The sequence below is a fragment of the Rhodococcus sp. 06-156-4 genome (assembly GCF_002259345.1).
GTDB classification, from domain to species: domain Bacteria; phylum Actinomycetota; class Actinomycetes; order Mycobacteriales; family Mycobacteriaceae; genus Rhodococcoides; species Rhodococcoides fascians_E.
On sequence record NZ_NPGB01000018.1, the window covers coordinates 488,936 to 509,027 of the forward strand.

A 20,092-nucleotide genomic window follows, 5' to 3' on the forward strand; every position below is an offset into this window, starting at 1 on the left:
CGTGGCGCTGACCCCTGTCCTGAGCAGTTACTGGGACGACCCCGAATCATGGACCCTCGAAACCTACGAACGCCACGGCGGCTACGACGGCCTCCGCCGTGCACTCGAGATGCCCGCGGGCGACGTGATCGCCACGGTCAAGGACGCGGGACTTCGGGGCCGTGGAGGAGCCGGATTCCCGACGGGGATGAAGTGGAGCTTCATCCCGCAGGGTGACGGCAAGCCGCACTATCTCGTGGTCAACGCCGACGAGTCCGAGCCCGGCACGTGCAAGGACATGCCGTTGCTTCTGGCGACGCCGCAAGTCCTGATCGAGGGAATCGTGGTCGCGGCGTACGCAATTCGGGCGCACCGCGCCTACATCTATCTGCGAGGCGAGGTCGTCCCCGTGCTTCGACGTGTTCAGGCTGCAGTCGAGGAGGCCTATGCCTCCGGGTATCTCGGCAAGGACATCCTCGGCAGCGGATTCGATCTGGACGTCGTGGTGCACGCGGGCGCGGGCGCGTACATCTGCGGCGAGGAGACGGCTCAGCTGGACTCGCTGGAGGGTCGACGTGGGCAACCTCGACTACGGCCGCCGTTTCCTGCGGTGGCAGGTCTGTACGCGTGCCCGACGGTGGTCAACAACGTCGAGTCCATCGCGAGCGTCCCGTCGATTCTGCGCAACGGTGTCGACTGGTTCCGGTCCATGGGCAGCGAGAAGTCCCCGGGTTTCACGCTGTACTCGTTGTCGGGGCACGTGAGCACTCCCGGACAGTACGAGGCTCCGCTCGGCATCACACTGCGGGAGCTTCTGGACTACGCGGGCGGTGTGCGCGAGGGTCATTCGCTGAAGTTCTGGACGCCAGGCGGGTCGTCGACGCCGATCTTCACTGCCGAGCATCTCGACGTTCCGTTGGACTACGAGGGCGTCGGTGCAGCCGGATCCATGCTGGGCACCAAGGCGTTGCAGATATTCGACGAAACGACGTGCGTCGTACGTGCGGTACGGAGATGGACGGAGTTCTACGCCCACGAATCCTGCGGCAAATGCACGCCGTGCCGCGAAGGAACGTACTGGCTCGTGCAGATCTACGAGAGGCTCGAAACCGGCCGCGGAACGGAATCGGATCTCGACACGTTGCTCGACATCGCGGACAGCATTCTCGGCAAGTCCTTCTGTGCCCTCGGCGACGGCGCAGTCAGCCCGATCACGTCGTCGCTGAAGCATTTCAGAGACGAGTACGCACAGCACATCGGCGCATCCTGCCCGTTCGATCCGCACCGCAGCACGCTGATGTCCGCCGAACTGACAGCGGGAGGGCTTTCGTCATGAGCACCTCGGTGGACACCGTCACCGTCAGCATCGACGGCCAGGAAATCCAGGTCCTTCCAGGCACCCTGGTGATACGTGCCGCGGAGCTGATCGGCATTCAGATTCCCAGGTTCTGCGACCACCCGCTCCTCGATCCGGTGGGGGCCTGCCGCCAATGTCTCGTCGAGGTGGAGGGCCAGCGCAAACCGTTGGCGTCGTGCACCACCATGGTGACCGACGGCATGATCGTTCGCACTCAGCTGAGCTCGCCGGTTGCTGCGAAGGCGCAGAAGGGCGTCATGGAGCTGTTGCTCATCAATCATCCGCTCGACTGCCCGGTGTGCGACAAGGGCGGCGAGTGCCCCCTGCAGAACCAGGCGATGTCGGCAGGCCGGTCCGAGTCACGGTTCGTCGAGGAGAAGCGCACGTATCCGAAACCGATTCCGCTGTCCACCGAGGTGCTGCTGGACCGCGAGCGTTGCGTGCTCTGCGCGCGGTGCACTCGATTCTCCTCGCAGATCGCGGGCGACCCGTTCATCGAGCTCGTCGAGCGAGGGGCGCTGCAGCAGGTCGGCATCTACGAGAACGAGCCGTTCGAGTCCTATTTCTCCGGCAACACCGTGCAGGTCTGTCCGGTCGGGGCACTGACCGGAGCGGCGTACCGATTCCGCGCTCGGCCCTACGACCTGGTGTCGACTCCGAGCGCCTGCGAGCACTGCGCCAGCGGGTGCGCGCAACGTACCGATCATCGCCGCGGAAAAGTGTTGCGCCGCCTGGCGGGAGACGACCCTACCGTCAACGAGGAATGGAACTGCGACAAGGGACGGTGGGCGTTCACGTACGCCACCGAGCCCGACAGGTTGACCACTCCGCTCGTGCGCACGGCAGACGGATCTCTGGAACCCGCGTCGTGGTCCGAGGCCATGGCAGTCGCGGCCGCGGGACTGAGCAAGGCCGATCGAGTGGGCGTGCTCGTCGGCGGCCGCGCAACCGTGGAGGATGCCTACGCGTATTCGAAGTTCACTCGGGTCACGTTGCGCACGAACGACATCGATTTCCGTGCTCGTGCACACAGCATCGAGGAGGCCGAGTTCCTCGCCTCGCATGTCGCCGGCGCCGACACGAACGTCACCTACGCGCGACTCGAGAACGCTCCCGCAGTGGTCCTGGTCGGATTCGAGCCCGAGGAAGAATCGCCCATCGTCTTCCTCAGACTGCGCAAAGCCGTCCGCACGAAGGGTCAGAAGGTGAAGGCCGTCGCGCCGTTCCTGTCGGCCGGGACGTGCAAGCTGGGCGCGTCGTTGATTTCCTGTGTGCCCGGCCAGGAGCCCGCGGCGCTCGCCGACCTCGGAGATCTGCCCGAGGGCAGTGTGATTCTGGTCGGCGAACGAGTGGCGGACACTGCTGGCGGCTACACGGCGGTCGTCGCCGCATCGCAGGAAACCGGTGCTGCCCTGGCCTGGATTCCTCGACGGGCAGGCGATCGTGGTGCGCTCGACATGGGAGCGCTGCCGACCCTTCTTCCCGGTGGGCGACCTGTCGGCGACGCAGGCGCGCGAACGGACCTCGCCGAGTTCTGGGGCACGACTGCAGTGCCCGACTCCGACGGGCTGGACACGACGGGAATCCTCGGCTCGGCGAGGTCGGGCGGCGCACTCGTGGTCGGCGGCGTCGAGCTCGCGGACCTGCCCGACCCCGCCGCCGCAGCAGCGGCGCTGAACAGCGCATCGTTCGTGGTCAGCCTCGAGATCCGCCACAGCAGCGTCACCGAACATGCGGACGTGGTGTTCCCGGTCGCTCCGGTGACCGAGAAGGCAGGGACCTATCTGGACTGGGAAGGCCGCTCGCGTTCCTTCGAGGCAGCGATTCCCGATTCGCGGTCGCTGACCGACGGCCGGGTACTCCATGCACTCGCCGCCCAGATGAACGCGCCCATCGGCCTTCCCGACGTCCAGAGCACGCGCAGCGAGATCGACAGGCTGGGATCCTGGACGGGCGCGCCTCCCCCAGCGCCGAGCCACGATCCATCTCCGACCCCGACACCGAGCGCCGGCGAAGCCGTTCTCGCCACCTGGAGAATGCTGCTGGATGCCGGCCGCATGCAGGACGGTGAACCGCATCTCGCCGGTACCGCTCGCACCCCGGTGGTGCGGCTGTCCCCCGGCACGGCGGCAGAGATAGGCGTCTCCGAAGGTGATGCGGTGACGGTGTCGTCGGGCGGGGGATCGATCACCCTCCCGCTGGCGATCACCGACCTACCCGATCGGGTGGTGTGGCTGCCGATGCGCTCGACCGGGTCCGAGGTCAACTCGGCACTCGGCGTAGGCAACGGCGCCGTCGTCCGTGTCGAAGGCGCGTCGTCGTGAGCGGGACGTTCGGGACGGACCCGTGGTGGCTCGTGGTCGCGAAGTCGCTGGCGATCTTCGTCTTCCTGATCCTGACACCGCTCGTCTGCATTCTCGTCGAACGGAAGGTCATGGCGCGTATGCAGAACCGCGTCGGACCGAACCGAGTAGGGCCGGGCGGAATGCTCCAGAGCCTCGCCGACGGCGTGAAGCTGGCGCTGAAGGAAGGGATCGTCCCCAAGGGCGTCGACAAACCGATCTACCTTCTGGCTCCGGTGATCGCGACGGTGCCCGCGTTCATGGCCTTCGCCGTGATTCCCTTCGGACCCGAAGTGTCGATCCTCGGCCACCGGACTGCCCTGCAGCTGACGGACTTTCCGGTCGGAGTCCTGTACATCCTTGCTGTCACATCCGTCGGTGTGTACGGAATCGTGCTCGCCGGGTGGGCGTCGGGTTCGACGTACCCGTTGCTCGGAGGGTTGAGATCCACCGCGCAGGTCATCTCGTACGAGATCGCGATGGGCTTGTCCTTCACCGCGGTTTTCCTGTACGCGGGCACCATGTCGACATCCGGAATCGTTGCCGCACAGTCGAACACGTGGTACATCTTTCTGCTGTTCCCGTCGTTCGCGATCTATCTGACGTCCATGGTGGGTGAAACCAACCGCGCTCCCTTCGACCTTCCCGAGGCCGAGGGTGAGCTGGTCGGCGGATTCCACACCGAGTACTCCTCCCTGAACTTCGCGATGTTCATGCTCGCCGAGTACGTCAACATGGTCACGGTGTCCGCACTCGCGACAACACTGTTCCTCGGCGGATGGCATGCACCGTTCCCGATCAGCCTGTGGGACGGCGCGAATGCCGGGTGGTGGCCGGTTCTGTGGTTCACGCTGAAGGTGTGGCTCTTCCTGTTCGTCTTCATCTGGCTGCGAAGCACGTTGCCGCGACTGCGCTACGACCAGTTCATGAATCTCGGCTGGAAGGTTCTGATCCCGATCTCGTTGATCTGGATAATGCTCGTGGCCACCGTCCGCGCGTTCCGCATCGAAGGATACGGATCACTGGCTGTCGCGCTGGTCGTCGTCAGCGCCGTCGTGGCTCTGTCGGTAGCGGTCTTCGTCCGGCGCCGGTTGCACCGCGAGCCGGACGAGCCGTCCCCACCGTCCACGCACGACGAACCGTTCGATCCGTTCGCCGGCGGTTTCCCCGTCCCACCGATGCCGGGACAGACACTGCCGACACCAGTGAAGGAGCGCAGCGATGCCTGAATTTCTCGGTCCGGTGGCAGGTTTCGGTGTCACGTTCTCGACGATGTTCAAGAAGCCGGTGACGGAGTTCTATCCCGAGGACAAGGTACCGACCGCTCAGCGTTACCACGGCAGGCACCAGCTCAATCGTTACCCCGATGGCCTCGAGAAGTGCATCGGGTGCGAGCTGTGTGCTTGGGCGTGCCCGGCGGATGCAATCTACGTCGAGGGCGCGGACAACACCGACGAGGAGCGCTGGTCCCCCGGTGAGAGATACGGGCAGGTCTATCAGATCAACTATCTCCGCTGCATCGGATGCGGGCTGTGCATCGAAGCCTGCCCGACGCGCGCGTTGACCATGACCAACGAGTACGAGTTGGCCGACGACAACCGCGCCGACCTCATCTACGAGAAGGACCGCCTCCTCGCGCCGATGGAACCGGGCATGGAACCCGCGCCACATCCCATGGCCGAGAACACGACTGCGGCCGACTACTACCGAGGGACGATCCGATGAGCACCGGAACCGCCGAGGCCGTCCAGTTCTGGCTGCTGGGCGGATTGGCGGTACTGGGTGCGATCGCGATGGTCTGCGCCACCAAAGCCGTGTACTCGGCTCTGTTCCTCGCGGTCACGATGATCATCCTGGCCGTGTTCTACATCGCGCAGGGCGCGGTGTTCCTCGGCGTCGTACAAGTCGTCGTCTACACCGGCGCGGTGATGATGCTGTTCCTGTTCGTGTTGATGCTCGTCGGGGTGGACTCGGCGGACTCGTTGACCGAAACGCTGAAAGGTCAACGGCCTGCCGCGATCGCCGCAGGCATCGGCTTCGGGCTCGTCGTCATCGGTGCGATCGGCAACGCATCGGTGGAGAGCGGGCGACCGGACTTCGTCGGACTCGACGCCGCCAATGCGGGCGGCAACGTCGAAGGCCTCGCCGAGCTCATCTTCGTTCGCTACCTCTGGGCGTTCGAACTCACCGGTGCGCTGCTGATCATCGCCACGGTCGGCGCGATGATCCTCGCCCACCGTGAGCGGTTCACCGAGCGGCAAGGTCAGCGCGAGCTGTCCGAGCAGCGCTTCCGCGACGGCACTCACGTCACGCCGATGCCGAGTCCCGGAGTGTATGCCCGGCACAACGCCGTCGACTGGCCCGCGCGTCTGCCCGACGGGTCACCGTCGGAGCTGTCCGTCAACCCGATGCACCGCGGTCACCGGGACGGTGAGATGTGAATCCCGAGAACTACCTGTATCTGTCGGTCCTCCTCTTCACGATCGGTGCGGCGGGTGTTCTGTTGCGCCGCAACGCGATCGTCGTGTTCATGTGCATCGAGCTCATGCTCAACGCCGCCAACCTCGCATTCGTGACGTTCGCCCGGATGCACGGCAATCTCGAAGGCCAGGTCTTCGCGTTCTTCACCATGGTGGTGGCTGCAGCCGAGGTGGTCGTCGGCCTCGCGATCATCATGACCATCTTCCGTGCCCGCCGCTCGGCCTCGGTCGACGACGCCAACCTGCTGAAGAACTGACATGGACGCCATCTGGCTGTTGCCGGCGCTGCCGCTGCTCGGCGCTGTCGTGCTGCTCGTCGGAGGCCGGCGAACCGATCGATGGGGACACGCGCTCGGAACCGTCATGGCCGCGATATCCTTCGGATTCGCCGTGGTCCTCTTCGTCGACATGCTGGGCCGGGCTGCAGACGACAGGGCCGTGACCACCACGCTGTTCAGCTGGGTTCCCGTCGAACAGTTGCAGGTGGACTTCGGCTTTCGCCTGGATCAACTGTCCATGTGCTTCGTACTTCTGATCACCGGTGTCGGCACGCTCATTCACGTCTACTCCATCGGGTACATGGCGGAGGACCCGGACCGGCGACGGTTCTTCGCGTACCTGAACCTCTTCCTCGCCGCGATGCTCCTCCTGGTGACAGCCGACAATTTCCTCGGACTGTACGTCGGCTGGGAAGGGGTGGGTCTGGCGTCCTACCTGCTGATCGGGTTCTGGCAGTACAAACCGTCGGCGGCGACGGCGGCGAAGAAGGCCTTCGTCGTCAACCGTGTCGGAGACATCGGACTGATGGTCGCGTTGATGATCATGTTCGCGAACTTCGGAAGCGTCTCGTTCACGGACGTCTTCTCCGGTACCGAGACTGCGTCCAGCGGAACACTCACCGCACTGGGCTTCGTCCTGCTCCTCGCAGCGTGTGGAAAGTCGGCCCAGGTGCCGCTGCAGTCGTGGCTCGGTGACGCCATGGAAGGCCCGACGCCGGTGTCGGCGTTGATCCACGCGGCGACGATGGTGACCGCCGGGGTGTATCTGATCGTCCGATCCGGACCCGTCTTCGAAGCAGCCCCCGCCGCGCAGACCGCGGTGATCGTCGTCGGTGCCGTGACACTGCTGTACGGGGCCGTCATCGGTTGCGCGAAGGACGACATCAAGAAAGCGCTGGCCGCGTCGACGATGAGCCAGATCGGCTACATGGTTCTCGCTGCCGGCCTCGGTCCGTCCGGCTACGCATTCGCGATCATGCTGCTTCTCGCCCACGGATTCTTCAAGGCCGGACTCTTTCTCGGTGCCGGTTCGGTGATGCACGGCATGAACGACGAAGTGAACATGCGCAAGTTCGGCGCCTTGAGAACCGTCATGCCCGTCACGTTCGTCACCTTCGGTCTGGGTTACCTCGCGATCATCGGTGTTCCCCCGTTCTCGGGTTTCTTCGCCAAGGACAAGATCATCGAAGTCGCGTTCGGTGCCGGTGGAGTGCAGGGTGCCGTGCTCGGAATCGTCACGCTCCTCGGTGCAGGCCTGACCGCGTTCTACATGACCCGAGTCATGGTGATGACCTTCTTCGGCGAGAAGCGCTGGGAGCCCGGCGCGCACCCACACGAGTCGCCGTCGACCATGACCGTGCCGATGATCGTTCTGGCGGTGGGTTCGGTTGCGGCAGGGGCCCTGTTCACCGTCGGTGGCGCGCTGACGCACTGGCTGGAACCGGCCGTCGGCGAGGCCGAGGAAGCGCACGTCGTACCCGCGTGGCTGGTGACCGTGATGGCACTGACGGTCGTGGCCGTCGGCGTCGGGCTCGCGTATCGCCGCTACGCGAGAACTCCCGTACCACCGATCGCGCCGACACCCGTCACTGCGCTGACGACTGCCGCACGAGTCGACCTGTACGGAGACGCCGTCAACGAAGCGTTTCTGATGCGACCGGGTCTGAAGCTGGCCGAGGCCGCGCAGCGTTTCGACGACGTCGCCGTCGAGGGCGGAACCCGCACTCTTGCGGGCGGGCTGACGTCGCTGTCCGCTCGCATTCGTGGCACGCAGACCGGGTACGTGCGCTCGTACGCTCTGACGATGCTGGCCGGTACGGCGGTAGTCCTCGCGATGATGGTGGCGGTGATGGTGTGGTGACTACTCTTCCGTGGCTGACCGTGTTGTGGCTGCTTCCGGTGGCAGGTGCTGTCCTGACCCTGATTTTGCCTCGTACGAGGCCACAGCTCGCGAAGGTGTGCGCGCTCGCGACCTCGCTGCTGACCCTGGCGGTCGCAGTGGTGTTGTTCGCCGGCTTCGATCCGTCCGGTGACGAATTCCAGTTCGTCGAATCCCACTGGTGGATCGAGTCGTTCGGAGCTCGATACGAGCTGGGAATCGACGGCATCGCTCTGGTGCTCGTCCTGCTGACCACGGTCCTGCTTCCGATCCTGCTGGTAGCCGGATGGAACGACCCGCGCGTCGGGCAGTCCACGCACGTCTATGTCGCATCGATTCTGATCGTCGAGTCGATGGTCCTGATGTCCTTCTGCGCCCTCGACGTGTTGCTGTTCTACGTCTTCTTCGAGGCCATGTTGATCCCGATGTACTTCCTCATCGGAGGATTCGGCGGACCGGGACGCGCCGCCGCGGCCGTGAAATTCCTGTTGTACAACCTCGTCGGCGGTCTGGTGATGCTCGCTGCGGTCATCGGACTGTACGTCGTGGCGGGAACCTTCTCGTTCCGTGAGATCGCCGACACCGCTGCTCGCGGCGACCTCGGCGTCACCCCCGGAGTTCTGAACGCGTTGTTCCTCGGGTTCATGTTCGCTTTCGCCGTCAAGGCACCCCTGTGGCCGTTCCACTCGTGGCTACCCGATGCCGCCGTCGAATCCACCCCTGCCACAGCCGTTCTGATGATGGCCGTCGTGGACAAGGTGGGCACGTTCGCGATGCTTCGCTATTGTTTGCAACTCTTCCCCGAGTCGTCGTCGTACTTCGCGCCGGTCATCGTCACTCTCGCGGTCGTGGGCATCGTCTACGGCGCCGTACTGGCGATCGCGCAGACCGACGTGATGCGTTTGATCGCGTACACGTCGATCTCGCACTTCGGCTTCATCATTCTGGGAATCTTCGCCATGACCAGCCAAGGCCAGGCCGGTTCCGCGTTGTACATGGTCAATCACGGAATCTCCACGGCAGCACTGTTTCTCGTTGCCGGTTTCCTGGTCTCGCGTCGCGGCACCCGCGTCATCTCGCACTACGGTGGCGTCCAGAAGGTCGCACCGGTGCTGGCCGGCACCTTCCTCGTCGCCGGTCTGGCCACTCTGTCGCTTCCGGGGCTCGCACCGTTCGTCAGCGAATTCCTGGTACTGATGGGCACGTTCGCGAAGTATCACGTCGCTGCCGTCGTGGCATCGATCGCGCTCGTGCTGTCCGCGATCTACATCCTGTGGCTGTACCAACGGGTCATGACGGGACCACGCCGCGCCGAGAACGACGGAATGAAGGATCTCGTACCGCGTGAACTCGCCGTGATGGGCCCGCTCATCGTGCTGCTCGTCGTACTGGGCGTGTACCCGAAGCCCCTGCTGGACATCGTTTCTCCTGCTGTGCAGTCGACAGTGACCACCGTGCAGGGCATCGACAACGTGGCCGAAGTGCCGGAGGGACCCCGATGAACGACTCCGTCCTGACCGCGCCGAGCATCGAGTACAGCGTTCTGTCACCGATGCTGATCGTCTTCGCTGCAGCTGTTCTCGGCGTACTCGTCGAAGCGTTCGCACCGAGTGCCGCCCGTCGCCGCATCCAGACGACCCTCGCCCTGATTGCGACGACGGGGTCGCTGGTAGCGGTCGTCGTCCTGGCCGTGTCCGGCTCCAGCTCCCCCGGCACCCGGGCCGTGATGGGCTCGGTCGTGGTCGACGGACCCTCACTGTTCCTCCAGGGCACCCTCCTGCTCGTAGCCGTGCCCTCGTTGCTCATGGTCGGGGAACGCTCACTCGAACGCACCCGGGTGGACTCCTTCGCCCCGCAGGCCTCCACCGTTCCCGGAAGTCTGTCCGAACGCCAGGCAGGCCAGGCAGGCGCGGCGCAGACGGAGGTGTTCCCGCTGACGATGTTCGCGATCGGCGGCCTTCTGCTGTTTCCCGCGTCGAACGATCTGCTCACGATGTTCGTTGCCCTCGAGGTGTTCTCGCTGCCGCTGTACCTGATGTGCGGGTTGGCCCGTCGGCGCAGGCTGCTGTCGCAGGAAGCCGCGATGAAGTACTTCTTGCTCGGCGCGTTCTCGTCGGCGTTCTTCCTGTTCGGTACCGCGATGCTGTACGGGTACGCAGGCTCGCTCGAGCTCGGCCCCATCGGTGCTGCCATTGCTCTCGGCGACGGCAACGACGTGCTGGCCGTGCTCGGTACTGCACTCGTCGGTGTCGGCCTACTGTTCAAAGTCGGTGCGATTCCGTTTCATTCGTGGATTCCCGACGTGTATCAGGGTGCACCGACTCCGATCACCGCCTTCATGGCCGCCGCGACGAAGATCGCCGCGTTCGGTGCCATGCTCCGCCTGTTCTACATCGCACTGCCGGACCTGCGCGACGACTGGCGACCGGCGCTGTGGGCCGTCGCGATCGTCACGATGCTGGTGGGCGCTCTGCTCGCGGTCACTCAGACCGACATCAAACGGATGCTCGCGTACTCGTCGATCACCCACACCGGCTTCATTCTCACGGGCGTCGTCGCTCTGGACGCCGACGGGTTGTCCGCGACGATGTTCTATCTGTTCGTCTACGGGTTCAGCACAGTCTCGGCATTCGCCGTCGTCACCGTCGTGCGCGACGGCAACGGCGAGGTGACCGAACTGGCGCGATGGGCCGGCATCGGTCGTCGCTCCCCCGCGATCGCCACCGTCTTCGCGTTGCTGCTGTTGTCGTTCGCGGGGATCCCGCTGACGGCTGGATTCGTCGGTAAGTTCGCAGTTTTCCAGGCTGCGGCCGGCAGCGGCGCGACCGCCCTCGTCGTCGTCGGGGTGCTCAGTAGTGCCATCGCCGCGATCTTCTACGTCCGCGTCATCGTTCTCATGTTCTTCGCCGAGCCCGTGGCCCCCACGAACGACAGTGACGACGGTGGGAGTCCCACCGTCGTCACTCCGGGTGTCGCAACAGCCGTGGCCATCGGCTTCGGCGTCGTCACGACTGTCGTTTTCGGTGTGTTTCCACAACCGCTGCTGGATCTCGCCGCGGGCGCGGCGGTCTGGTGAGTCCTACGGCGCCTTGACCGCCAGGACCGAGACCGGCGAGGTCAGCAGCAGACGCTGACTGACACTGCCGAGCAGGGCCTTTCCGACCCGGCTGCGCTTCCTTATTCCGATCACCAGACGCGTGACGTCGGGGAACACTTCCAACTCGTCGAGAACGGCGGCGACAGGGTCGCGGTCCTCACGACCCTCACGTTCGACGACGGTGACCTTGCAGTCTTCCGGAAGCACGGAGAGGTCGAGCTTTCCCAGCGTCAGGTTGACCGCGATCAGATCGGTGGCGAGAAGCGCCGCCTCGTCCGCCGCGGCGGACAGTGAATGGATGCCCTCGGGGTTGTCGGTCACTGCAACCAGAACTGACATGAAATAACCTCTCTCGGTGTTGCGAACCTCTAGGAGTATTCCTTGCGGAACCGGGTTTCCAGTTCTTCGAGCGTCTGGCCGCGCGTCTCCGGCACCTGAGTGATGCAGAAGATGAGCGCGATCACACCGAGACCGACGAAGATGAAGAACGTGGCCGCAATCCCGAAGGCTGCTACGACCGGCGGGAACAACAGCGCAATGGCCGCGTTCGCAATCCACAGCGCGAAGACACACAGGCCGATCGCGAAACTGCGAATCTTCAGGGGGAAGATCTCCGCGAGCATCAACCACGCCAGAGGTCCGATGGTTCCCTGCATGCAGAACACGAACAGGACGACGAACACCAGAATGAAGTATGCCTTGACCGTGCCGTCCGGCAGTAGAAGCGCGGACAAGCCGACGAGAAGGTGGAACGTTGTAGTCAGCGAGAAGCCCGCGATCAGCATGGTCCGCCGGTTGACCTTGTTCATCAGAAATATGCCGACCGTGATTCCGAGAACACTGAACAATCCGTTGAGGGTGTTCGCGATGATTGCTGCGCTGGACGAGAACCCGGCATCGCTCAACAATTGGGTTCCGTAGTACATCACCGAGTTGATACCGGTGATCTGGTTGGCGACACCGAGTCCGACGCCGATGTAGATCAATCGACGAATCCAGCGGACGGACAGATCCGTGACACCACCGGTCTTCGCCAGTTTCTCTTCCTCGGCGAGTCGGTGCACCTCGGCCATCTCGGCCTGTGCGCGTTCTTCCGACCGAACCTGCCTGAGTACTTCCAGGGCCTCGTCCTCGCGCCCCTGAAGAACGAGCCAACGCGGGCTTTCGGGCATGCGCAGCATTCCGAAGAAAAGCACGATTGCGGGAGCTACCGCAACGAGAAGCATGAAGCGCCAGACGGACTCGTGCTCACCCCAGATGTTGAAGATGATCGCGTTGATCACGAAGGCTGCGAACTGCCCGCTGACGATCATGACCTCGTTGCGCGTGACCAACGAACCGCGCCGCTCCACGGGGGAAATCTCCGACAGGTAGACGGGCACCGTCGCCGATGCGCCACCGACAGCGAGGCCGAGTACGAAGCGGAACACGGCCAAGATCTCCCAGCTCGGTGACAGCACGCACCCGAGCGTTCCGACCATGAAGACCAGAGCGAGCATGATGATGTTGTGGCGTCGGCCGAATCTGTCGGACAGGCGCCCGCCCACCAGTGCGCCGATAGCCGCACCGAAGATGAGAATACTGACGACGAACCCCTCCGTGAACGAGGTGAGCGACAAGTCGTCACGCAGCGGTTCGAGCGCTCCGTTGATCACTCCGGTGTCGTATCCGAAGAGCAAGCCACCGAACGTCGCAATCACCGCGATGATGCCTAGCCGATGACTGTGTGTTCCTACTGTGTCCGGTGGAAGAACTGCACCGGTCGATCCGTCACTACGGGTCATCTCGATCCAATCTTGTGTGCGCGCGGAGGACGGATCCTGAGCACGCATCCGATTCCTTGTACTTATGTCTTTACATATTTCTAGCTTGCTGAGAACTGGATCACAAGTTCCCTCCGTGGGACACCTCCTCACTGAATCGATCCGACCTGGGCGGACCGGGTCGACTTTTATTCGCGGTTACGCTTCTGATGTGCAACATCAAACGGCAAATTCTGCTCGATCAGCTCGTCGTTCTCGGGGTTGGCGAGTAGCCGCGGTTCTCGTTGCCGCCTGCTGCGTACTGATCGGTGCGACGGGCGTCGTCGCCTACTTCAGCGACACGCAGAACAGGTACGTGGTGGGGCTGGCGTCGTTCGCGCCGATCCTCATGGCGTTCTCCTTGCTCGGTATCGCCGTTGCCGCGGTGTCCCGACGCTGGATCCTGGCAACGGCATCGACCGTCGTCGCGGTGACGGCGTCGGCACTGCTCGCGCCCGTGTACATCGCGAGCGACCGAGCGGACGCCGACACACCCGGCCAGGGGCAGGACATCGACGTGCTGCAAGCCAACCTGATGCTCGGGCTGGCCGATTCGGGCAACGTGCTGGACCTCGTCCGATCACACGACATCGACGTCTTCACCGCACAAGAACTGACGTTCGACGCAGAGAGCGCGCTCGACGCCGCCGGGATCGCCGAGCTGCTCCCGTACCGCTACACCAGGCCGACCCCGGGCGGCGGCGGAGGTACCGGCATCTTCAGTCGATTCCCGATCTCCGGAGAGCGCGAGCTCCCGGTATTCACTCTGTCCAACCTGGCGGTCGATCTGGACGTCGGTACCGACGACCCCGTCCGCGTTTACTCGGTCCATCCGGTGCCGCCTTATCCATCGCCGACGCCACTGTGGGCATCGGAGATGGACATGATCCGATCCGAGGTGTCGACAGTCACTTCGATGACCACCGTGATCGTCAGCGGTGACTTCAACTCCACCAGATCTCACAGCAAGTTCAGGCACATCCTCGACGCCGGGTACGAGGACGCTGCGGATGCCACGGGTAGCGGCTTGATTCCGACCTACCCCACGGACAAGTCGTATCCGCCAGTCGTCGGCATCGACCACGTCCTCACCCGCGGCGCACTTGCCACCGCACTGGAACGGATTGCGATCGTCGGGTCGGATCATCATGGACTGATCGCCGAGATTCGACTGCAATGATCGTGGTCGTATCGCCGTTTCGAACCGATCAGTATCGTCGTCTGATTAGATAAACTGTCAACTATCTGCGGGTCGGTCATGTACGGGATGTAGAGGTCCTTGAAATGAGTTCGCTGCACGAGTGGTGGTCGCAACGGACCGACTACGTGTGGAACGTCGCCTACTCGCAGAGCCATCCGATCCTCCGCCAGAGCCGCGTCGCAATCGGATTGTGCTGCTGGTTCTACGGGCTGATCTGCCTGCTCGCGATTGCGACGCCGATCGTCTCCGACCATGTGGACATCGCCGTGATCGGAACCTTCGGGGTCAGCTCGATGGTCGTCGGTTGCCTCTGGATACGCGGACCGTGGCCGGCGTACCGACACTCCTTGCTCTTCGTCGCGTTCGCCGAGATCGGCGTCGCCAGCGTTTTGTTCAGCATCGACGACAGACCGGTCGCACTGCTGTGTGCAGCATTGTTCGGCGTCATGGGCCAGTACGTCTCGGCGTACCACGACACGACTGTATTCGTCGCACACCAGGTATGGGCATTGTGCACCTGCGCCGGTCTGTACGCCCTGGCGATCTCCTACTCCGACGCCGACTTCGCGCAGATGACGGCGTATCTCATCGTTCTCGTCATGGTTCTGGTGTCGTCCCCGATCCTCACTCAGGCGTACCTGACGTTCCTCAAGAGGGATGCCGCCGTCGCACACTTCGACCCGTTGACCGGCCTGCGGAACCGTCGCGGACTCGACTCGGCTGTCGGTGTGATGGCCGACGGAGCAGCGGGCGTCGCGGTCCTCGTCGCAGATCTGGACAACTTCAAGGCGGTCAACGACGGATTCGGTCACAGCTTCGGCGACGATGTTCTGCGAAAGACAGCCCAGGCCATCAACGCGAATTTCCCTCTGCCGGCCGTGACCGCTCGCACCGGCGGTGAGGAATTCGTCGTGGTCTCCGCCGGACCGCTGTCGGAGATGTCCCGGGCGGCCGAAGCGCTGCGCAATGCGATTCCGGCCTGCAATTCCGCAGGCGTGACCACCACGAGCATCGGAATCCACTATCGGGAGATCGCGATCCAGGCCGTCCCCGAACTACTCGACGAGTTGCTCGACAGCGCCGACACCGCGATGTACCGAGCCAAGAGCCACGGCGGCAACTCGGTGGAGATCGACGTCTACGACGGTGACATCAGGACCGGTTCCTGATGGCATCATGAGCGAATGAGTTCCAACGATCTCTTCGGAGGCCCACGGAGATTGGCGGCTGTCGTGGCTGTCATCGTCGTCGTCGCACTTCTCGCTCTGGGAGCCACCCTTCTGGTTCGCCACCTCCTCGGACCACCGGAAGGTCCATCGCCGTACGACACTCCTGCGTCCTCGGAGGTGTCGACTCCGTGACCGAACCGGACCGCGCGCATCGACAGTTCGCGTCGACGGTTCGGTTCGACTGGGGCACCTCGGGTGCATCGGCAATCGCTTCCGGAGCGGACGTTGCCGTCGTCGTCGACGTTCTGTCGTTCACCACCACGTTGACCGTCGCCGCCGATGCCGGTACCGCGGTGGTGCCCTGGGCCGTCGGGCAGGATTCGGCCACCGAGTACGCGCGCCGCACCGGTGCCGTCATGGCGGTACGGCGGCGCGATGCGGGCCCGGGCGACATCAGCTTGTCCCCGGCCACGCTCCGATCGGGGACGCCGCCACACCGGCTCGTGCTGCCGTCGCCGAACGGGTCGACGATATCCGCGCAGCTGGCTTCGGAAGTACCTGTCTGTACCGGGGTCTCGCTTCGCAACGCACCGGCTTCGGCGCAGTGGATCGCCGCGACCACAGATACCGACGCCGTCGTTGCGGTGATCGCTGCCGGAGAACACTGGCCGAACGGTGCCCTGCGACCGAGCGTCGAGGACCTGTGGGGAGCCGGATTCCTCCTCGCGGAACTGGCCGACAGGCGCCCGGACTGCAGTCTGTCGCCGGAGGCAGAGATGGCCCGCGACGCGTGGAAGGCCGTGTCCGGTCGGCTCCCCCACGCTCTGGCCGAATCGGCGTCAGGACGCGAACTGATCGACTCGGGGTACGAGATCGACGTCACGATCGCTGCGGAAGTCGGCTCCTCGCAATCCGTGCCCGTACTGACGTCAGGAATGTTCGTCGACGCGGCATCGCACGACGACGCTGTGTGACCGGCGCAACATTCCGCTGTCCCGCTCGAGCCCCGGAACTGCGAAAACGTCGGCGACATGCGGACACGAGGCTGTCCGTTATTTGGTCTTTGATACCCGATCACGGATCATACGAGCGTGAGCATTCCGAACGTCGCCCCGAAGACGACCGTTGTCGTACCCACGTACAACGAACGCGAGAACCTCCCGAAGCTCGTCGAGCTTCTCGCCGGTCTGGAACTCGAGAACCTTCATGTGCTCGTGGTCGACGACAACTCCCCCGACGGCACGGGCAAGCTCGCCGACGAACTCGCCGAGACAGGGCCTCTGCCGGTGACGGTTCTGCACCGCACCGAGAAGAACGGGCTCGGCCGGGCGTACGTGGCCGGCATGAGCCGCGCACTCGACGACGGCGCGGACATCGTCGTCCAGATGGACGCGGACCTGTCCCACCCCGCCGACGTCATCCCCACGATGGTGCGCACGCTCACGACGACGGACGCAGCCGTCGTACTGGGTTCGCGCTACGTCCCCGGCGGCGCCGTGGCCAGCGATTGGCCCTGGCATCGGAAGGCACTGTCTGCATGGGCCAACTTCTACGTCAACGCGATTCTTCGGTTGAAGGTCAAGGACGCGACCGCGGGCTTCAAAGCCTGGCACGCTGCGACGCTGCGGGCGATCGACGTGAAGTCGGTCGAGAGCAACGGCTATGCGTTCCAGGTAGAGATGAACCACCGCACCGTCCGACGCGGCTTGAAGATCGCCGAGGTCCCCATTCGCTTCGAGGAACGCAACGACGGCGAATCCAAGATGAGCCTCGCCGTGCAGCTCGAATCCGCAGCCGTACCGTGGAAGTTGCTCTTCGGAGTCAGGCGGCCTTGACCTTCGCCGCGTAGGCGTCGACGTACTCCTGGCCCGAGAGCTCCATCAGCGAGTACATCACCTCGTCCGTCGCGGACCGCACGACGGCGTGGTTGCCCGCGTGCTCTCGGTATCGAGCGAAGTCGATGGGCGCGCCGAACTTCACGACGATCTTCGCCGGTCGCCACATCTTGCTGCCGACCGGATTGAATTTCTCGGTACCGAACATGACCACGGGAACGACGGGCGCCCCGGATTCCAGCGCAACTCTCGCCATTCCTGTCTTCCCCTTGTACAGCCTGCCGTCCGGAGACCTCGTCCCTTCGGGGTAGATGGCCCATATTCCGTTGTCGGCAAGTATTTTTCGTGCTGCAGCCAGGGCTGGATCGCCCGCCCCTGCACCGGAGCGGTCGACGGGGACCTGACCTGCACTCGTGTAGAACCAGCACAGCACCCGACCCTTGAGGCCCGATCCCGAGAAGTACTCGCTCTTGGCGATGAAACGGATTCTGCGCCTGACGACCAACACCAGGAAAAACGAGTCGACCACCGTCAGGTGGTTACCCGCAAGAATGACGGGGCCGGACTGCGGCAGATGCTCCATGCCCTCGATGCGTGGTCTCCCCAGCAATCGCAGAACAGGGCCGATCAGAACGTATTTGAACATCCAGTACCACATGAGCGGTGCACTCCCTCGAGTCTGCCGAAAACAACGAGTCATGGACATCGTCTCCGTCCATAGTAGACACTGTCTACTATGGACGGGCACGAAACGCCCGCCGCGCGTTTGATCGACGCGGCGGAGACGCTGTTGGAGACCGAAGGAATTTCAGGGGTGACGGTCCGATCCGTCGCACGGGCCGCGGGACTGTCGCACGGCGCACCACGGCGCTACTTCCCGACCCTCGCAGCTCTGCACGCCGCCGTAGCGCAGCGGGGCCTGCACGACCTCCGCCGGAGAATCGAGCTCGAAGTAGGCGCCAACACCGACCCCGCGCCGCGATTGAAGGCCGCGGCCCTCGCCTATGTGCGCTACGCCGTCGAACGACCCGCCATGTTCGCACTCGTGTTCCGTCACGACGTTCTCGCGAACTCGGGAATGCATCTTCGCGGAACGTCGTTGCCGCTGTTCGCGTTCGTCACCGACCTCGTCGAACCGTTGGCAGGCACCGACGCTCACGTCCGAGCAGTACAGGTTTGGACGGCGGTCCACGGAATCGCTTCGCTGAGCTCGACGACCGCACTGTCGGTGGTCACCGAGGTCGACTCGACCGCTCTGGTGAATGCAGCGGTCGAGTCGATCGTCGACGCACGCCGAAGCGACGCCATCCGAGCCGACGAGAATCAGCCGGCTATGGATTTCACCGACGCGGGCAGCTGACGGACGCTCGTGTACGGGCCGACCACCGCAGCACCGAAAGGCCGGGACAACAGGACCCGAGCCACGTCGCGCACCTCGCTCACGGTCACCTGATCGATCCGGGCCAGGGTCTCCGAGATGTCCCGATGATTGCCGTAATTGAGCTCGCTGCGGCCTATCCGGTTCATCCGTGACCCCGAATCCTCCAGCCCGAGGACGAGTCCGCCGCGCAACGAGCCCTTCGCTCGCGCGCACTCCTCCTCGGTGATGCCGTCGGAGGCGACCTGCGCGAGAACCTCACGCACCACCGTCGTCACCTCGGCGAGGTTCTCGGGCTGACACCCGGCGTACACCGAGAAGGCCCCGGAATCGGAGAAGGTGTCCACCGACGAGTAGACCGAATAGGCCAGCCCGCGCTCTTCACGGATCTCCTGGAACAGGCGCGACGAGAGCCCGCCTCCCACAGCCGCATTGAGTACGGACAGCGCCCACCGGTGTCCCTCGTGCCTACCGAACGCGCGCACACCGAGCGACAGATGAGCCTGTTCGCTGTCTCGTCGTTCGAAACGAAGTTCGGGACGATGACGAAGTCTCGCCAGACCGTCGCGCCGGGGAGCAGGCTTGACGCCCTTGTGCAGATGACCCGCGAATGCGCGTTTGACCAACGCCACCGCCTGGCGGTGATCGACGTTGCCCGCCACCGCCACGACCATCCGCTCCGGTGTGTACCGACGCGTGTGGAAGGAACGCAGCTGAGCGCGCGTCATGTCCTCGATGGATTCCACGGTCCCGATGACGGGCCGGCCGAGCGGATGATCACCGAACATCGCCTCGATGAACAGATCACCGAGGAGATCCTCCGGATCGTCGTCGCGCATCGAGATCTCCTCGAGAACGACCTGACGCTCGACGTCGACATCACTTGCACGACAACGCCCGCGGAGGACGACATCACTGACGAGGTCGATTGCCAAACCGAGATCGTCGTCGAGGACGTGAGCGTAGAAGCACGTGCTCTCTTTCGAGGTGAACGCGTTCAGTTCACCGCCGACCCCGTCCATGACCTGAGCGATCTGCAACGCACTCCGCGTCGGCGTCGACTTGAACAGCAGATGCTCCAGGAAATGAGCGGCACCGGCCACCGACGGACCCTCGTCCCGCGAACCCACGCCCACCCATACACCGACCGACGCCGACCGAACTCCCGGCACGAACTCGGTGACCACACGAAGACCACCGGGCAGAGTGGTGCGTTCGACACCCAGGTTCTGCCCGGCGGGATCCGAAACGGCAGAACGGTACGTCCCGTAGGAACGTACCGTTCTGCCTTGTTG

19 protein-coding genes are annotated in these 20,092 nt (G+C 64.2%); 15 read left to right on the plus strand and 4 right to left on the minus strand.

Annotated features, from left to right (window positions below; genetic code table 11):
• Nucleotide 1: 1 nt before the first annotated feature.
• Genes nuoF through nuoN form a run of 9 tightly spaced genes read left to right on the plus strand, consistent with a single transcriptional unit; the run spans nt 2 to nt 11,391 of the window.
• The gene (gene nuoF, locus CH290_RS13060) at nt 2-1,315 is read left to right on the plus strand and encodes an NADH-quinone oxidoreductase subunit NuoF (protein WP_033189618.1); all 1,314 of its coding nucleotides are present in this window, start codon (nt 2-4) and stop codon (nt 1,313-1,315) included.
• Nucleotides 1,312-3,660 (plus strand): NADH-quinone oxidoreductase subunit G, encoded by a 2,349-nt coding sequence (locus CH290_RS13065; protein WP_033189617.1) that lies wholly within the window; start codon nt 1,312-1,314, stop codon nt 3,658-3,660. Before nuoF ends, CH290_RS13065 begins: the two co-directional genes overlap by 4 nt.
• A complete protein-coding gene (gene nuoH / locus CH290_RS13070; RefSeq protein ID WP_019664157.1) occupies nt 3,657-4,907 on the plus strand; it encodes an NADH-quinone oxidoreductase subunit NuoH in 1,251 nt (416 codons plus the stop codon). The genes CH290_RS13065 and nuoH overlap by 4 nt, the downstream gene beginning before the upstream one ends.
• Nucleotides 4,900-5,403 (plus strand): NADH-quinone oxidoreductase subunit NuoI, encoded by a 504-nt coding sequence (gene nuoI / locus CH290_RS13075; RefSeq protein WP_019664158.1) that lies wholly within the window; start codon nt 4,900-4,902, stop codon nt 5,401-5,403. Before nuoH ends, nuoI begins: the two co-directional genes overlap by 8 nt.
• The gene (locus CH290_RS13080) at nt 5,400-6,119 is read left to right on the plus strand and encodes an NADH-quinone oxidoreductase subunit J (RefSeq protein WP_019664159.1); all 720 of its coding nucleotides are present in this window, start codon (nt 5,400-5,402) and stop codon (nt 6,117-6,119) included. The genes nuoI and CH290_RS13080 overlap by 4 nt, the downstream gene beginning before the upstream one ends.
• On the plus strand, nt 6,116-6,415 hold the full coding sequence (gene nuoK / locus CH290_RS13085; RefSeq protein WP_020110242.1) for an NADH-quinone oxidoreductase subunit NuoK: 300 nt from the start codon (nt 6,116-6,118) through the stop codon (nt 6,413-6,415). The genes CH290_RS13080 and nuoK overlap by 4 nt, the downstream gene beginning before the upstream one ends.
• 1 nt (nt 6,416) lies before the next feature.
• Nucleotides 6,417-8,297, plus strand: a complete 1,881-nt coding sequence (nuoL, locus tag CH290_RS13090; RefSeq protein WP_033189616.1) for an NADH-quinone oxidoreductase subunit L — start codon at nt 6,417-6,419, stop codon at nt 8,295-8,297.
• Nucleotides 8,291-9,817, plus strand: a complete 1,527-nt coding sequence (locus CH290_RS13095) for an NADH-quinone oxidoreductase subunit M (RefSeq protein ID WP_033189615.1) — start codon at nt 8,291-8,293, stop codon at nt 9,815-9,817. The genes nuoL and CH290_RS13095 overlap by 7 nt, the downstream gene beginning before the upstream one ends.
• Nucleotides 9,814-11,391, plus strand: a complete 1,578-nt coding sequence (gene nuoN, locus CH290_RS13100; RefSeq protein ID WP_033189614.1) for an NADH-quinone oxidoreductase subunit NuoN — start codon at nt 9,814-9,816, stop codon at nt 11,389-11,391. The genes CH290_RS13095 and nuoN overlap by 4 nt, the downstream gene beginning before the upstream one ends.
• A 3-nt stretch (nt 11,392-11,394) precedes the next feature.
• Here nuoN and CH290_RS13105 read toward each other — a convergent pair whose 3' ends face one another.
• Both CH290_RS13105 and CH290_RS13110 read right to left on the minus strand, forming a co-directional pair.
• The gene (locus CH290_RS13105; RefSeq protein ID WP_033189613.1) at nt 11,395-11,751 is read right to left on the minus strand and encodes a universal stress protein; all 357 of its coding nucleotides are present in this window, start codon (nt 11,749-11,751) and stop codon (nt 11,395-11,397) included.
• A gap of 29 nt (nt 11,752-11,780) precedes the next feature.
• A complete protein-coding gene (locus CH290_RS13110; protein ID WP_033189612.1) occupies nt 11,781-13,244 on the minus strand; it encodes a sugar porter family MFS transporter in 1,464 nt (487 codons plus the stop codon).
• 142 nt (nt 13,245-13,386) lie between these two features.
• Between CH290_RS13110 and CH290_RS13115 the strand changes: the two genes are divergently transcribed.
• From CH290_RS13115 to CH290_RS13130, 5 genes are all read left to right on the plus strand, one after another.
• The gene (locus CH290_RS13115) at nt 13,387-14,394 is read left to right on the plus strand and encodes an endonuclease/exonuclease/phosphatase family protein (protein WP_052083181.1); all 1,008 of its coding nucleotides are present in this window, start codon (nt 13,387-13,389) and stop codon (nt 14,392-14,394) included.
• Nucleotides 14,395-14,498: 104 nt separating this feature from the next.
• Nucleotides 14,499-15,584: a GGDEF domain-containing protein gene (locus CH290_RS13120; RefSeq protein ID WP_033189611.1), complete on the plus strand. Its 1,086-nt coding sequence runs from the start codon at nt 14,499-14,501 to the stop codon at nt 15,582-15,584.
• A gap of 15 nt (nt 15,585-15,599) precedes the next feature.
• Nucleotides 15,600-15,776, plus strand: a complete 177-nt coding sequence (locus CH290_RS30265; RefSeq protein ID WP_019664168.1) for a hypothetical protein — start codon at nt 15,600-15,602, stop codon at nt 15,774-15,776.
• Nucleotides 15,773-16,558 carry a 2-phosphosulfolactate phosphatase gene (locus tag CH290_RS13125; RefSeq protein ID WP_033189610.1) on the plus strand — a complete coding sequence of 262 codons (786 nt, stop codon included), beginning with the start codon at nt 15,773-15,775 and terminating at the stop codon, nt 16,556-16,558. The genes CH290_RS30265 and CH290_RS13125 overlap by 4 nt, the downstream gene beginning before the upstream one ends.
• Before the next feature lie 123 nt (nt 16,559-16,681).
• Nucleotides 16,682-17,419, plus strand: a complete 738-nt coding sequence (locus CH290_RS13130; RefSeq protein WP_026347621.1) for a polyprenol monophosphomannose synthase — start codon at nt 16,682-16,684, stop codon at nt 17,417-17,419.
• Here the strand turns inward: CH290_RS13130 and CH290_RS13135 are convergent.
• The gene (locus CH290_RS13135; protein ID WP_033189609.1) at nt 17,406-18,077 is read right to left on the minus strand and encodes a lysophospholipid acyltransferase family protein; all 672 of its coding nucleotides are present in this window, start codon (nt 18,075-18,077) and stop codon (nt 17,406-17,408) included. The two genes, CH290_RS13130 and CH290_RS13135, sit on opposite strands and share 14 nt — an antisense overlap.
• A 78-nt stretch (nt 18,078-18,155) precedes the next feature.
• On the opposite strand from CH290_RS13135, the gene CH290_RS13140 reads away from it, so the two are divergent.
• On the plus strand, nt 18,156-18,779 hold the full coding sequence (locus CH290_RS13140; protein ID WP_033189608.1) for a TetR/AcrR family transcriptional regulator: 624 nt from the start codon (nt 18,156-18,158) through the stop codon (nt 18,777-18,779).
• On the opposite strand, the gene CH290_RS13145 is transcribed toward CH290_RS13140, so the two are convergent.
• On the minus strand, nt 18,743-20,023 hold the full coding sequence (locus CH290_RS13145) for a M16 family metallopeptidase (protein WP_230594250.1): 1,281 nt from the start codon (nt 20,021-20,023) through the stop codon (nt 18,743-18,745). The genes CH290_RS13140 and CH290_RS13145 overlap by 37 nt on opposite strands.
• Nucleotides 20,024-20,092: the final 69 nt, after the last annotated feature.

Excerpts from the sequence above, each read along its gene's own strand:
- CH290_RS13065 (WP_033189617.1), top strand. The coding sequence starts at position 1,312 with ATGAGCACCTCGGTGGACACCGTCACCGTCAGCATCGACGGCCAGGAA.
- nuoI (WP_019664158.1), top strand. The coding sequence starts at position 4,900 with ATGCCTGAATTTCTCGGTCCGGTGGCAGGTTTCGGTGTCACGTTCTCG.
- CH290_RS13080 (WP_019664159.1), top strand. The coding sequence starts at position 5,400 with ATGAGCACCGGAACCGCCGAGGCCGTCCAGTTCTGGCTGCTGGGCGGA.
- nuoL (WP_033189616.1), top strand. The coding sequence starts at position 6,417 with ATGGACGCCATCTGGCTGTTGCCGGCGCTGCCGCTGCTCGGCGCTGTC.
- nuoN (WP_033189614.1), top strand. The coding sequence starts at position 9,814 with ATGAACGACTCCGTCCTGACCGCGCCGAGCATCGAGTACAGCGTTCTG.
- CH290_RS13105 (WP_033189613.1), bottom strand. The coding sequence starts at position 11,751 with ATGTCAGTTCTGGTTGCAGTGACCGACAACCCCGAGGGCATCCATTCA.
- CH290_RS13110 (WP_033189612.1), bottom strand. The coding sequence starts at position 13,244 with ATGCGTGCTCAGGATCCGTCCTCCGCGCGCACACAAGATTGGATCGAG.
- CH290_RS13120 (WP_033189611.1), top strand. The coding sequence starts at position 14,499 with ATGAGTTCGCTGCACGAGTGGTGGTCGCAACGGACCGACTACGTGTGG.
- CH290_RS30265 (WP_019664168.1), top strand. The coding sequence starts at position 15,600 with ATGAGTTCCAACGATCTCTTCGGAGGCCCACGGAGATTGGCGGCTGTC.
- CH290_RS13135 (WP_033189609.1), bottom strand. The coding sequence starts at position 18,077 with ATGTGGTACTGGATGTTCAAATACGTTCTGATCGGCCCTGTTCTGCGA.
- CH290_RS13140 (WP_033189608.1), top strand. The coding sequence starts at position 18,156 with ATGGACGGGCACGAAACGCCCGCCGCGCGTTTGATCGACGCGGCGGAG.